At 35.2% G+C, this 14507-nt stretch carries 11 protein-coding genes; all 11 read left to right on the top strand.

What is annotated here, in order from left to right; all coding sequences use genetic code 11:
* Positions 1 to 23: 23 nt before the first annotated feature.
* The 11 genes from ACWNCI_RS10835 to ACWNCI_RS10785 all read left to right on the top strand — a co-directional run bounded on the left by ACWNCI_RS10835 (position 24) and on the right by ACWNCI_RS10785 (position 14506).
* Positions 24 to 389 carry a four helix bundle protein gene (locus ACWNCI_RS10835; protein WP_449388318.1) on the top strand — a complete coding sequence of 122 codons (366 nt, stop codon included), beginning with the start codon at positions 24 to 26 and terminating at the stop codon, positions 387 to 389.
* A gap of 119 nt (positions 390 to 508) precedes the next feature.
* A complete protein-coding gene (locus ACWNCI_RS10830) occupies positions 509 to 1738 on the top strand; it encodes an ABC transporter permease (RefSeq protein ID WP_449388317.1) in 1230 nt (409 codons plus the stop codon).
* Positions 1739 to 1826: 88 nt separating this feature from the next.
* A complete protein-coding gene (locus tag ACWNCI_RS10825; RefSeq protein WP_449388316.1) occupies positions 1827 to 3098 on the top strand; it encodes an ABC transporter permease in 1272 nt (423 codons plus the stop codon).
* A gap of 54 nt (positions 3099 to 3152) precedes the next feature.
* Complete coding sequence (locus ACWNCI_RS10820) at positions 3153 to 4349, top strand: efflux RND transporter periplasmic adaptor subunit (protein ID WP_449388315.1); 1197 nt, start codon at positions 3153 to 3155, stop codon at positions 4347 to 4349.
* Between the two features lie 211 nt (positions 4350 to 4560).
* Positions 4561 to 5460 carry an NAD(P)/FAD-dependent oxidoreductase gene (locus ACWNCI_RS10815; protein ID WP_449388314.1) on the top strand — a complete coding sequence of 300 codons (900 nt, stop codon included), beginning with the start codon at positions 4561 to 4563 and terminating at the stop codon, positions 5458 to 5460.
* A gap of 247 nt (positions 5461 to 5707) precedes the next feature.
* Positions 5708 to 6973 (top strand): serine hydroxymethyltransferase, encoded by a 1266-nt coding sequence (gene glyA / locus ACWNCI_RS10810; RefSeq protein WP_449388313.1) that lies wholly within the window; start codon positions 5708 to 5710, stop codon positions 6971 to 6973.
* A gap of 57 nt (positions 6974 to 7030) precedes the next feature.
* Positions 7031 to 7492 (top strand): regulatory protein RecX, encoded by a 462-nt coding sequence (locus ACWNCI_RS10805; protein ID WP_449388312.1) that lies wholly within the window; start codon positions 7031 to 7033, stop codon positions 7490 to 7492.
* Between the two features lie 218 nt (positions 7493 to 7710).
* Entirely contained in the window at positions 7711 to 9639 is a 1929-nt protein-coding gene (locus tag ACWNCI_RS10800; protein WP_449388311.1) for a polysaccharide biosynthesis protein, read from the top strand.
* A 36-nt stretch (positions 9640 to 9675) separates the two neighbouring features.
* Positions 9676 to 10497, top strand: a complete 822-nt coding sequence (locus ACWNCI_RS10795; RefSeq protein WP_449388310.1) for a polysaccharide biosynthesis/export family protein — start codon at positions 9676 to 9678, stop codon at positions 10495 to 10497.
* 250 nt (positions 10498 to 10747) lie between these two features.
* The gene (locus tag ACWNCI_RS10790; protein ID WP_449388309.1) at positions 10748 to 13117 is read left to right on the top strand and encodes a GumC family protein; all 2370 of its coding nucleotides are present in this window, start codon (positions 10748 to 10750) and stop codon (positions 13115 to 13117) included.
* Between the two features lie 96 nt (positions 13118 to 13213).
* Positions 13214 to 14506, top strand: a complete 1293-nt coding sequence (locus ACWNCI_RS10785) for an oligosaccharide flippase family protein (protein ID WP_449388308.1) — start codon at positions 13214 to 13216, stop codon at positions 14504 to 14506.
* Position 14507 lies beyond the last annotated feature (1 nt).

Here is a 14507-nt window from a genome sequence, read left to right as displayed (position 1 = left end):
AATGACTACGAAAAAAAATAAAAATGTTTTTAAATCTGAATCATTATAAACTTGATGTTTATAAATCTGCAAGAGAATTGCGATCTGAATGTTATAAAATTTTGTTTCAACTTCCGAAATGTGAAAAGTTTAATTTGACAGATCAAATAAGAAGAGCTTCAACCTCTGTAGTTTTAAATATCACCGAAGGTTGTTCACGAAAATCTGAACTGGAAAGAAAAAGATATTTTGAAATAGCAAGAGGTTCTGTGATTGAATTGGATTCGTGTTTTGATATAGTTATGGAAAGTAACTATGCTAAAGCTGAAGATTTAGATAATATTGGAAAATTGGTAAAGACAACTTTTATATTATTAAGTGGAATGATTAAAAAAGTGAATGGTGAATAATCAATTTTGCTATGCAAGCAAATTTTGGATGGTAAAAATTGACAACAAAGTTGATTGACTCGAAGAAAATTGACAGCAATGCTAATTCACTTTTTTAAAACATAAAAAAAATAAAAACTATGTTCGACCTAGATCGCTGGCAGGAAATATTCAGTTCTATTCGCAGTAATGTATTGCGGACGGTACTTTCCGGATTTACCGTGGCTTTGGGATTATTTATTTTCATTGTTCTTTTCGGAATCGGAACCGGGCTTCAAAATGCCTTCACACAAGGTTTTGCGAGAGATGCACAGAATCTGATCTCTATTGTGACAGGAAAAACAACCGTAGCTTATAAAGGACTTCAGTCCGATAGAGTTGTGACCATGAATAACGATGATTATGATTTTCTGGTCGGCATAGATAAAGACAAAGTAGGAAGTTCAACACCCCGATATACGGCTAACTTACTCGTAAAATACGGTAAAGAAAGTGGTAATTATCAGATCAACGGAGCACGTCCTGAAGAAAAGATCATTGAAAACAGAAAAATGCTGGACGGAAGATACCTTACACTAACAGATCTGGAAAGAAAACAGAATGTTGCCGTGATCGGAAGAATGGTTCAGCGGGATCTTATTAAAAACGGAAGTCCTGTAGGGAAAGAATTAAATATCAACGGAACTATTTTTAAAGTTGTAGGCGTTTTCTCGGATGACGGTGGCGACTGGGATGAAAGGCATATTACAGTACCTATCACCACTTTGCAGCAGATGAAAAAGGGTTCCGACACGGTGAGTATTAATTATATTGCTTATAATGATAAGCTTACTCCACAACAGGCTATTAAATATGGTGACGAAATTAAAGAAAAATTAAAGGCCAGAAAGAATGTTGCTCCAAGTGATGAAAATGGGGTAAGAGTCTGGAACAATGCCCAGAATATGGAAGATACCTTCGCTTTCATGGCGGTGCTTACGGGGATCGTAGGATTTATAGGTTTGGGAACTCTAGCGGCCGGAATTATCGGAATCAGCAATATCATGGTGTATATCGTGAAAGAAAGAACGAAGGAGATCGGAGTAAGAAAAGCAATCGGCGCAAAACCGCGAAGTATTGTTGCTTTGATTGTTCAGGAAAGTGTTGTGATTACTGTAATCTCGGGTTTTGTGGGAGTTGGACTGGGAGTTTTGGCCTTACATCTGATCGGTGACAGCCTTGAAGAATACTTTATAAAAGATCCAAGTGTGGGCTGGGGATCTATCTTCATGGCATTTATTGCTTTGGTGTTTTCCGGGCTGATTGCAGGATTTGTTCCTGCTTACAGAGCATCGAAAATAAAACCTATTGAAGCATTAAGAACAGAATAATTAAAGGTGAATTTTGCAACGCAAGTGAATTTATAGTTGTAGAAAGATTGACCATTGACCCGAAGAATTGACAATTGACAGTTAAAAAATGAATATAATATTTAAAAAAGATACTTGGCAGGAAATTTATTATTCGCTCAGGAATAATAAGCTTCGGACATTCCTTACCATGATTGGGGTAGGCTGGGGTATGTTTTTATATGTAAGTTTGCTCGGTGCGGCAAAAGGTATGGAAAATGGGTTCGACAAATTATTTTCAGGGTTTGCTACCAATTCTATTTTCCTTTGGGCGCAGAATACATCCATTCCTTATGAAGGTTTTCCTAAAGGACGACAGATGCACCTCCACCTTTCCGATATCGATATGCTGAAAAGAAAAATTTCCGATATCGATTATATCTCGCCTCAGAACTCAAGAGGAAGTTTCACCGGAACACCCGGCGAAGCGATGTCAAAAAATGGCAAAAGCGGAACGTATTCATTAACCGGAGATTATCCTGTAGGAAATAAAATATCAGAAAAAAAACTGATCTACGGACGATACATCAACGATGCAGATGTATCAGGAAATAAAAATGTAGCCGTTATTGGTGAAGAAATCTATAAAAACTTTTTCGATTCTAAAAAGAATGAAAATCCGCTCGGAAAGTCAATTAATATTAAAGGGATATTTTTTAATGTTATAGGGGTCTTCAGGGTGAAAAAAGGTGGTGGTTTTGAAAACGATCAGACTGTTTTTATTCCGCTTTCCACTTATACAAAAATGTATAATGTCGGAGATCAGATCGATATGTTTGCCATTGTAAGCAAGCCGAATGTTGACGCCAATGCAGTGGAAGAGAATGTAAAACTCGAATTAAAATCTAAAAATAAAGTGTCTCCTGAAGATACGAATGCTTTCGGAAGTTTTAACCTTGGAAAAGAATTTAAAAAACTGACGGGCTTCCTCACAGGAATGCAGCTTCTTACGATTATTGTAGGAACATTAACGATTCTTGCAGGGGTAATTGCTATTTCCAATATCCTTCTAATTACCGTAAAAGAAAGAACAAAGGAAATAGGGATCAGAAGAGCGCTGGGAGCAAAGCCTTCGGAGGTTAGAAACCAAATTTTGCTTGAAAGTGTTGTTATTACGCTTTCGTCAGGACTCCTCGGTTTTATGTTCGGTATTTTCGTACTGATGATTCTGAATATAGCGACACAGGGGCAGGATTCATTCCCGTTCTATAATCCGACGGTCAATTACGGAAATGTGTTTGCGGCGATGGCGGTTATGGTATTTTTAGGGTTGATTATCGGGATGATACCGGCACAGAGAGCTGTGAAAATAAGACCTATTGAAGCTTTAAGAACAGAATAAGTTTACGGTAATCTTTTAACTTTTACTATTTAAATAATAAAATAAACTATACATATGAAAAAGAAATTCACTTGGAAAAAAGCCATTTATATTGTTTTGGGGCTTTTATTTGCAGTGGCGCTGTTCTCAGGGATCGGGTATCTTGTAAAATCCAATTCTAAAGAAAGCGAAGCTTTCCTTACTCGTAAACCTACCGTTCAGAATATGGATGACAAAGTGATGGCAACAGGAAAAATTATTCCAAAAGAGGAAATTGAAATAAAACCAAACATAGCAGGAATTATTGATAAAATTCTGGTGGACGAAGGTGACCGTGTAGAAGCCGGGCAACTGATCGCAACGGTAAGAATCGTTCCGAATCTTGCGGAAGTAAACAATGCACAACAGAATGTGAATAATCAGCAGCTTCAGATCAACAATGCAAAACTCAATGTTGATAATATGCGCAAACAGTATGAAATGCAGGAAAGGCTGTATAAGCAAGGAGTTGCTTCTAAGCAGGAATTTTTGAATGCACAGCAGCAGCTTTATACGACACAGCAGGCTTTGAAGAATGCACAGCAGCAATTGGTGACCGCACAAAAGTCTTTGCTGATCGCAAAAACCGGTTCCACTCCTGAATTGCAGGGGCTGGCTACTACGCAGATCCGTTCTAAAGCTTCAGGAACTGTTCTTGAAGTTCCTGTAAAGGTCGGAAGCCAGGTGATCGAAGCTAACTCTTTCAACGCAGGAACTACTATTTGTTCTATTGCAGATCTTAATTCATTGATTTTTCAAGGAGAAATAGACGAAGCCCAGGCCGGTAAACTAAAGCAGGGAATGGATATGAATATTGTAATCGGTGCTCTTCAGAACAAAACTTTTCCCGGAAGGCTGACGATGATTGCGCCGAAAGGGAAAGACAACAACGGAACTATTAAATTCCCTGTTGAAGGTGATGTTTTTAATCCTAATAATGAATACATCAGAGCCGGATTCTCTGCCAACGGTGAGATTGTTCTCAGTTCAAAGAAAAATGCATTGCTGCTTGATGAATCTCTGATTCAGTATGAAAAGAAAAACGGTAAAGATATGCCTTTCGTTGAGGTAAAACAAAAAGACGGAAAATTCAAAAAAACATACGTGAAGTTAGGCGCCAGCGACGGTATCAATGTTGAGATCCTGTCAGGAATCGATAAGAACGCTGAAGTAAAAGTCTGGAACCCGTCTGATAAAGACAAAGAAGAATTAAAGGAAAAAACAAAAAAATAGTAAACTGACACTATAAATTTTTTAGAGGTAATCCCGGGATGTTTTTCCGGGATTTTTATTATTCAACGCAGGCTGATTATGAGATGGATTTATTTTAAAAAATTGGGTTTTAAATTATTAACGCAATATTGTTGCATTAAATAAAATTTTTCTATCTTTGTTCTGGCAAATGGTTTATTACTTACATTCCAATGCCGGCAAATAACAATTTATGAAAAATAACTTTGATGTCATCATAATAGGTGGGAGCTATGCAGGATTATCTGCGGGAATGGCTTTAGGAAGATCATTAAGAAATGTTTTAATCATCGATGGTGGGAAACCATGCAATAGGCAGACTCCGCATTCCCATAATTTTATTACTCAGGACGGGAAGGCGCCAAAAGAAATCTCCGATCTGGCAAAAGAGCAGGTCGCAAAATATGAAACAGTAAGCTTTTTTAACGGGATTGTTATAAAAACCTCCAAAAATGCTGCTGATTTTAATGTTGAAACTGAAACTGGTGAAAAATTTACGGCTAAAAAGATAATTCTGGCAACCGGCGTGAAAGATATAATGCCGGATATTGAAGGGTTTTCAGAATGTTGGGGGATTTCTGTGATTCATTGTCCGTACTGTCACGGTTATGAAGTTAAGGGCAAAAAAACAGGAATACTTTCCAACGGCGATCTTGCTTTTGAATTTTCAAAGCTGGTATTTAATTTATCAAAAGATCTTACTTTATTTACCAACGGAGAATGTACATTCAATGTAGATCAAACAAGGAAATTTAACCAAAATAAAATCGTCATTGAAGAAAAGGAACTCCAAAAAATCGTTCACAGCAACGGACAGATTGAAAAGGTAATATTTAAAAATGGTGATGAAAAGAAGTTAGAAGCTTTATATGCGAAAATCCCTTTTGAACAGAATATTAATACAGAAGATCTGCGGCTTGAACTTACTGAGCATGGTTTCATTAAAATAGATCATTTTCATAAAACAAACGTAGAAGGTGTATTTGCATGCGGAGATAATACCACGATGATGAGAGCTGTAGCAAGCGCAGTAGCACAAGGAAATTTCACGGGTGCTATTGTTAATAAAGAACTGTCGGAAGAAGGATTTTAAGTTTTTTTAATCAATATTTTATTATTCCTCCAATTATTTGTGAGGAATTTTTGTTGTAAAAAGACTTATGGGAAACGTTGAAAATTATAGAGAATAAATCAAAAAGTATTGTCAAAATTTTATCAAAAAACAAATATTATAAAGGAATTTGATAAGTTTAAAGATTAAAAATCATAGGTAATCATGTTGAAATCTTGGCGGAAATTTCGTACTTTTGGGGTGAAAAATTTCAAAAACTAAAAGTAAAATGGATATTATTTTCGACCTGATTGAAAAAGAAAGACAAAGACAAACCCATGGGATTGAAATGATTGCATCAGAAAATTTTGTTTCTGACAATGTGATGAAAGCTGTGGGGAGCGTACTTACCAACAAATATGCTGAAGGATATCCCGGAAAAAGATATTACGGAGGATGCGAAGTAGTAGATGAGGTTGAAACACTGGCCATCGAAAGAGCAAAACAGCTTTTCGGTGTTGATTATGTAAATGTTCAGCCACATTCAGGTTCTCAGGCGAATGCGGCGATTTATCTTGCAGTTTTGAAGCCGGGTGATAAAATAATGGGGATGGATCTTTCTATGGGAGGTCACCTTACACATGGTTCTTCGGTTAATTTTTCAGGAATTCAGTATGATGTCGTTTCTTATGGAGTGCAGCAGGAGACAGGTCTTATTGATTATGACCAGATGAGAGAGGTTGCTTTAAGAGAAAAGCCAAAAATGATGATTGCCGGTTTTTCAGCGTATTCAAGGGATCTTGATTATGCTAAATTCAGAGAGGTGGCGGATGAAATCGGTGCGACACTTTGGGCAGATATTGCACATCCGGCAGGTTTGGTAGCAAAAGGATTATTGAATTCACCATTTGAACACTGTCATGTAGTAACTACTACTACGCACAAGACTTTAAGAGGTCCGAGAGGTGGTATGATCATGATGGGTAAAGATTTTGAAAACACTTATGGTCACAAAACTCCGAAAGGAGAAATCAAAATGATGAGTCAGGTTCTGGACGGAGCTGTTTTTCCTGGTATTCAAGGGGGGCCGCTAGAGCATGTGATTGCCGGGAAAGCGGTAGCCTTCGGTGAAGCACTCGATAGTCAGTTTGAAACGTATGCAAAACAAGTGAAATCTAATGCTCAGGCACTTGCAAAAGCTATGATCAACAGAGGTTTCGATATTGTAAGTGGCGGAACTGATAATCACCTGATGCTTGTTGACCTCAGAAATAAAGGCGTAAACGGTAAAGAAACTGAAAAAGCGCTGGTTCTTGCAGATATTACATGCAACAAAAATATGGTTCCTTTTGATGATAAGTCGCCGTTCACCACTTCAGGAATCAGATTGGGAACAGCAGCCATCACAACAAGAGGATTGAAAGAAAACGATATGGATACCATTGCAGGATTAATTTCTGAAGTGGTGGATAATATTAAAAACGAAGAAGTAATCGCTTCTGTAAGAAAGAAAGTAAATGAATTAATGGAAGGGAGAGCATTATTTAACTATTAAGAAATTTATCTAAATTAATATAAAGAATGGGCGTTTGCTCATTCTTTTTTGTATGATATGGAGAAGAAGTCGTTTACCTTTGATGAGATTAAACAAAAGCTGGTCAACTATTGTGTGTACCAGGATAGGTGTCATTATGAGGTAGAACAGAAAATGAAAGAATTTCTTTTAATTGACGAAGCAAAGGACGAGATCATGCTTTACCTTTTAAAGGAAAACTTTCTGAATGAAGAAAGATTTGCCAGAAGCTATATCAGAGGGAAGTTTTATATTAAACATTGGGGGAAGACAAAAATTAAAATTAATCTTAAACAAAAGCAGGTTCCTGAGAAATTAATTAATAAATGTTTTGACGAAATAAATGAAGATGATTACGATAAAATGATCCGGAAAATCTATGAAGATTACTACTCAAAACAAACAGGGCTTAAAGAATACCAACAGAAATCAAAAACAATAAAATACCTTATGAGTCGCGGTTTTGAATATGAAAGAATAAATGATGTTTTAGACTCATAATAATTGGATGTGGTATATTTTTTGCTAGTGGTTTTCTTCTAGTCTTGAAGATATGATTACAGATCATAGGCCAGATTACAGGAATTCTATTTTATTTCAAACTAAATTTATTTTTAAATTATAATGATAGATGAAATTTTATTTTAAATTTGCATCAATGCTTTCGATTATGAATGCTAGATTATACTTTTACACACACATGAATACCATTAAAGACAATGTATAACTCTTTTAGAAAGAAAATGTTCGGAGGAGATAATGTTGTCAATCTCTCGGATGTAAGATATCTGCCCAGGTGGATAATTCTGATCATAGATATTATCATTTTGGTGATATCCCTATTCTTATCTACTTACATTATAGAAAAAATTACACAAAGTGAGTTTGTTTACAACAGACAAAGGATCACTGTTTTTGCAGGTATCATATTTTCAAATGTCATTTTTATGTACATTTTTAAAACGTATGCCGGCATTATCAGGCACTCTACCTTTATAGATCTGTTCAAGTTGCTCATTTCATGTTTCTGCAATCTGTTTTTGGTAGGAACTTTGAATACGATCTTTCTTTGGGTCACAGGATCAAAATTCATCCTTAATCCATATCTTATCCTGTATTTTATTATTTCCTTTATGGGTTTGTTTCTTTTCAGGCTTTATGTGAAGGAGTTTTTTCATATCGTAAGAGAATACAGAAGAAGTACATTAAAGAAGAGAATTCTTGTACTAGGTATAGATGAGCAGTCTATTGCCATAGCACGGGCTATTCTGGATAATCCCAGTCTTCCTTACCATGTAGTAGGATTTCTAACCCAGCGTACCGATTCGAAAAGAGCATATTTGCTCGGAAAACCCATTTTTGCTAAAGAAAAAATTGAAGAAAATGCAAAAGAAGAACTCCTGATCGACGGAGTGATCATTATAAAAGAAATGATGTCTAAAGATGAAATGAATTCATGGGTGAATTTATTTCTTGAAAAAGATCTCAATATATTTAAAGCTCCATCTGTACAGAAGCTCAGAGACAGTGATTTTGGTGGTTCTATCCGTAACCTTCAGATTGAAGATCTTCTGAACAGGAAGCCGATTAAAATTGAAAATGAGGAAATTAAAAGAAGACATTTTAATAAAAATATCCTCGTAACCGGAGGCGCAGGATCAATCGGAAGCGAAATTGTACGCCAGGTTGCTCAATTTAATCCCTCTCTTATTGTTGTGCTGGACCAAGCGGAAACTCCTCTTTACGACATTGAGCTTGAAATGAAGGAGAAGTTTCCTCATATCAGATTCAAATTTGTGCTGGCCGACGTTTCAAATAAAAATAGGATAGAACCTTTATTCCAGATGTATAATTTTTCTATGGTTTATCACGCTGCTGCATATAAGCATGTACCGCTGGTAGAAGAAAATCCTCATGAAGGAATTCTGGTGAATGTTTTCGGTTCAAAGATTATTGCGACATTATCGAGCAAATATCATGTAAACAGGTTTGTGATGATCTCTACCGATAAGGCAGTAAATCCAACGAATGTAATGGGTGCTTCAAAAAGAGCCGCGGAATTATTCGTACAGTCATTACAGAATATGGAAGGTAATACAACCAAGTTTATTACAACAAGATTCGGAAATGTTTTAGGATCCAACGGTTCGGTGATACCTCATTTTAAGAGACAGATCGAAGCAGGCGGTCCTGTAACCATTACACATCCTGATATTGTAAGGTACTTTATGACAATTCCTGAAGCTTGTGAGCTGGTACTACAGGCAGGAACAATGGGACAGGGAAGTGAAATATTTGTCTTCGACATGGGTGAGCCTGTGAAAATTCTGGATTTAGCACGAAGAATGATTAAATTATCAGGCTTTGAACCTAATATTGACATTAAAATCATTTATACAGGATTAAGACCTGGTGAAAAATTATATGAAGAACTTCTGAGTGATGATGCAAAAACATTGCCTACCCATAACGAAAAAATTATGGTTTCCAAAGATCCTACCATAGAGTTTTTGGAGATAGAAGCACTAGTAAATTCGATTACAAAAGCTTCTTTAAGGCATGATAAAGTAGAAGTTGTCCGGTTGCTAAAAATTATTGTACCGGAATTCAAGAGCAATAATTCTATTTACGAATCACTGGATAAATAGAAAAAATTTAAATGTATATTTGTAGAATTTTAAAATATGATGAAAGGTAAAATATTGGTTATAATATCAGCCTTAGTATTAGTTTCTTGCAGAACTAACCCTAATGCTAAAAATGATCTCAATTATTTGCAAAATATTGAAAAAGTAGCGATAGAATCTTCGGCCAAAAATTCTGTTAATACAATACAAAAAGGAGACCAGCTGGTTATTCTTATCACTGCCAAAGATATGGCTGTGGTAAAACCTTTTAACCAAAACTACTCATCATCAGATTTAATTCAGAGTAATGCTACAGCAGGAGGGAATACCCCTAATCAGGGCACGACAAGCATTTCTGGTCCAACATATATTGTAGATTCTGAAGGTAATATTGATTTCCCTGTATTAGGTGCTATAAATGCTGGAGGGAAAACGCTAGTTGAACTGAAAGATGATCTTAGAGAAAAAATACAGCAGTTTGTTATTAACCCAACGGTAAACATTAGATTAGCCAATTTTAAAGTTACCATACTTGGAGAAGTAAACAGGCAGGGAGATTACACTATTTCAAACGGGCAGGGTACAATCCTGAATGCACTAGGTATGGCAGGAGATCTTACGATGTATGGTAAAAGAGATGATGTATTGGTAATCAGAACAGAAAACGGAGTGGTTTCTCATGGTAAAATAAACTTACAGGATGCCAATCTCATCAATTCACCCTATTATTATTTAAAACAGGGAGATGCAATCATTGTATCCTCTAATAATACAAAAGATTTCCAGGCAAAACAAAACCCTAATACAGGTCTTTATTTGACAGCAGCATCTATTGCTATTACGGCAGTGGCAGTGGTAGTAAGCCTTATAAAAAAATAATTGCAATCTTTGGTAATTGATAAAGAATAAACCTTATAGAATGTTCGTATTTAATTTACAATATCAGGAAAGTATTATTAAAATCTGCTATTTATTTTAGGGTAAATCGGCTGATAACATAGTAACAAATCATACTTAATTTTAAAAATTACAATACAATAGTTTTTATAGCCTGTATGCACAGATAAAACATAATAAACAGCTGTATGCAATTATTTTATATTAAAACTATTTAAATATATTATTTTAAATGACTAATTCATCACAAGACCCATCTGTTAAAGAAATACATATAAGAGAGTTTGTTAAGCCTTATCTTAAACACTGGATCTGGTTTGTAGTTATCCCTATTATTTCTTTATCTTTCACATACGTATATTTAAAATTTGTTACTCCAGTTTTCAATGTTAAATCTTCCGTACTTATAAAAGATGCAAAAAGTACGCCGTCTGTAGGAGGTGAATTCTCCGTTTTAGAGGACTTGTCCGGATTGGGAGGTATGGGTACAAATAGTATTCAGAATGAAATTGAAATTTTTAAATCAAAAAAACTCATTCAGGATGTAGTGACAACCCTTCATCTACAAACATCTGTTTTTGCAAAACAAGGACCGGTAACTAAAGAACTCTATGCTGATACATCACCATTTGAGATTAAAGTAGTAAATGAAAAGCCATTTGCCCAGCAGCCTCAAAAGCCTGTACACATAAAGTTTTTACAAAATACTATTACCCTAAGTTCAGAAGAACTGCCGAAGGAAATTGTCACTTCGTATGGTAAGACGGTAAATCTTCCCTATGCTAATCTCATCATTATAAAAAATAAAAAATTTAATGCTTTAAAAGCAGGCGGTCTTAAAGATTTCTTTTTTACTTATTCTACTAATGACGGTGTTGCCAACAGCCTGCAAAGAATATTAAATGTAAGCCTTCTGAATAAAGATGCAACGGTGATAGGCTTATCAATGAATTATGAAAATACAGATAAGGCTAAAGATATTCTTAATCATCTTGTAAAGATCTATAACAACGAAGCCATCAAAGATAAAAATTCAGAATCTGAGATAACACGTGACTTTATTGATGAAAGAATAAATATAATTGCAAATGATCTTGGTGAAGTAGAAAATAGAAAGGAGCGTTTTAAAAGCTCTAATCATATCACTGATCTCACAACAGAGGCAAAAATCGGTTTAGAAAGCTCTGCGGAGGCGCGCGCGAAACAAATTGAGGTAGATTCTCAGTTGGATCTTACTAATGCATTATTGGGGTTTATGTCTAAACAAGGAAATGGACAGGTACTTCCTGCAAATGTTGGATTGCAAAATACAGACGCAACCAATACTATTGCAGCGTATAATCAACTTGTTATTGAACGAAATCGATTGCTTGAAAATGCCACTCCGCAAAACCCTTTGGTAGTGGATCTTAATAACCAGATCTCTGCAATGCGTTCTTCGGTAATAGAGAGCTTAAATAAAAACAGAAGTGGACTACAGTTTGCTAAAAATCAATACCTTGCAGAGCAGGATAAAGTGTATTCAAGAATAATGAAAATTCCAACTCAGGAACGATTATTTAGAGATATTGAGAGACAACAGCAAATTAAAGAAAGTCTTTATCTGTTATTACTTCAGAAAAGAGAGGAAACTGCAATCTCTCTCGCCGTAACTGCCGATAAAGCAAGAATTGTTGATTATGCATACGCATCTCCAAGTCCTGTAGCTCCTAAAAAGACAATGTATTTATTAGTAGCTCTCGTTTGCGGAGTTCTTTTACCGTTTATAATTATTTACTTAAAAGAGCTATTAAATAATAAAATCAAGACAAAAGATGATCTTGAGAATTTAGCTACCGACAGACCAATAATCGGCGAAATTCCAAGGCTTGTAAAAGGACAGTCTGAGCTTATACAGATGAACGATCTGTCTTCAATCGCGGAAGCATTCAGAATATTAATTACAAATATGAATTATATGCTTCCTAAAAAGCAGGCAAAAGTGGTATTTGTAACTTCTACGATAAAAGGAGAAGGGAAAACATTTGTATCAGTAAATCTGGCACTTACAATGGCAACGCCTAGTAAGAAAGTAATTATTATAGGATCTGACATCAGAAACCCGCAGTTGCAAAGGTATAATCCGGCAAGAAAGGGGCTTATAGGACTTACAGAGTTTTTATATGACAAAAATATGCAGTTACAGGATATTCTTCATGTTTCTACATTCAATCCTTATCTTGATGTCATTTATTCAGGAAGTATTCCGCCGAATCCTACGGAGTTACTTACTAATGGGCGCTATGAAATTCTATTAGAGCAATTAAAATCTCAATACGATTATATAATCTTGGATACGGCTCCACTAATGCTGGTAACAGATACATTCCTCTTCGCAGAAATGGCTGATGCAACATTATATGTTACGCGTTCCCAGTATACAGAAAAAACATTGATTGACTTTGCCAATAATAATATTGAAAGTGGAAAACTCAAGAATGTAGGTTTTGTACTTAATGATGTAGACAAAGACTATTTTGGATATGGTAATAAATATGGATATGGATATGGTGTTGATGAAAAAAGCTGGCTGGATAAACTGAAAGATATTTTCAGATTATAAAAGAGGAACATTTGTAAGAGCATATAATTTTAAATTGATTTCATAGAGGAAATCTGAGATCATAAAATACTCTTCGCACAACCAAATTAGGACACCTTGAAGAATAAAATTAAAAGTATAATAGCTTTACCCCATATCCGAAGATTATTAAAAAGTGCTTCCTGGTCTCTCATAGGAACAATATCAGGAAAATTACTTATGTTGGTCGCATTTATAATTGTGGCCAGAATTATTGGAAAAGAAGAGTATGGTAAAATAGGGGTTTTGCGTTCAACCATTACAATGTTCATGGTGTTTTCAAGTGCTGGGATGGGTCTTACGGCAGCACGATATGTGGCTTATTTCAGAAGCAGCAATCGCGAAAAAGCTTATCAGATTCACAGAGCCTCAAGTCATGTCGCTTTGATGTTCGGGTTGTTTATTTCTGCAATTGTATTCATCTTCAGCCGGCAGATTTCAAATTCTTCTTTTGGAACTAATGATTTATCATTTTCTCTCAAATTAACTGTTATTGCATTGTTTTTTAGCACCGTTGCCAGTGCACAAAGTGGAACACTTACAGGTTTTGAAGATTTTAAAAAGCTAGGTATTAATAACTTAGCTTATGGCTTTGTGCAGTTTTTTTTATTGGTAATAGGAGCATATTTTTGGAAATCGGACGGGGTTATTCTTGCATTAGGTATTTCTGCTTTTTGTTTTGTTATACTTAATCATATTTCGATAAATAAAAGTTTTGGGTCTACATTTAAAACTATTCAGCTTTTCACACCGGAAATAAAATCTATTTTCATGAGGTTTTCTTTACCAGCCATGTTGTCAACTATTGTTGCAATGCCTGTGATCTGGTTAGGGAAAACATTATTGGTGCGAACAAACGGTTTTGGTGAAATGGCAGTTTTTGATGTCTCTGAGCAATGGTATATGATGGTACTTTTTATTCCGGGTTCAATAAGTGCAATTATATTACCGATGCTGTCAAATACTTTATCGGAAGGTTCTGAAAAACAATATAATAAACTTATAAAAATTAATCTTTTTGTAAATTGTGTAATAGTAACAGTTATTACATTAGTGATTATTTTTTTAGCTCCCTTTGTATTAAAATTATACGGACGTACTTTTACGAGTTATCTGCCGTTAAGAATTCTTTTAGCAACCGCTATATTACAGACTATTAATAGTGTCCTGGGTCAGGTGATTGCCAGTAAAGCTAAAATGTGGCTGGGTTTTGGCGTAAACTTATTCTGGGGAATCAGTTTTCTTGTTATAAGCTATATTTTTATAGAATATATGCATTTAGGAGCTTTAGGACTTAGTTATACATTTTTGCTAAGTTATCTGTTGCTTTCGATTTTACAGGGATTTATTACCTTTAAAATTATAATTTAAT

Source organism: Chryseobacterium lineare (assembly GCF_977014045.1).
The sequence above is the reverse complement of the archived record's forward strand: the minus strand, read 5'-3'. Positions and strand labels throughout refer to the sequence as shown.

Coding starts and splice junctions, on each gene's coding strand:
- ACWNCI_RS10830 (WP_449388317.1), top strand. CDS start 509: ATGTTCGACCTAGATCGCTGGCAGGAAATATTCAGTTCTATTCGCAGT.
- glyA (WP_449388313.1), top strand. CDS start 5,708: ATGGATATTATTTTCGACCTGATTGAAAAAGAAAGACAAAGACAAACC.
- ACWNCI_RS10825 (WP_449388316.1), top strand. CDS start 1,827: ATGAATATAATATTTAAAAAAGATACTTGGCAGGAAATTTATTATTCG.
- ACWNCI_RS10805 (WP_449388312.1), top strand. CDS start 7,031: ATGGAGAAGAAGTCGTTTACCTTTGATGAGATTAAACAAAAGCTGGTC.
- ACWNCI_RS10795 (WP_449388310.1), top strand. CDS start 9,676: ATGATGAAAGGTAAAATATTGGTTATAATATCAGCCTTAGTATTAGTT.
- ACWNCI_RS10790 (WP_449388309.1), top strand. CDS start 10,748: ATGACTAATTCATCACAAGACCCATCTGTTAAAGAAATACATATAAGA.
- ACWNCI_RS10820 (WP_449388315.1), top strand. CDS start 3,153: ATGAAAAAGAAATTCACTTGGAAAAAAGCCATTTATATTGTTTTGGGG.
- ACWNCI_RS10800 (WP_449388311.1), top strand. CDS start 7,711: ATGTATAACTCTTTTAGAAAGAAAATGTTCGGAGGAGATAATGTTGTC.
- ACWNCI_RS10835 (WP_449388318.1), top strand. CDS start 24: ATGTTTTTAAATCTGAATCATTATAAACTTGATGTTTATAAATCTGCA.
- ACWNCI_RS10815 (WP_449388314.1), top strand. CDS start 4,561: ATGAAAAATAACTTTGATGTCATCATAATAGGTGGGAGCTATGCAGGA.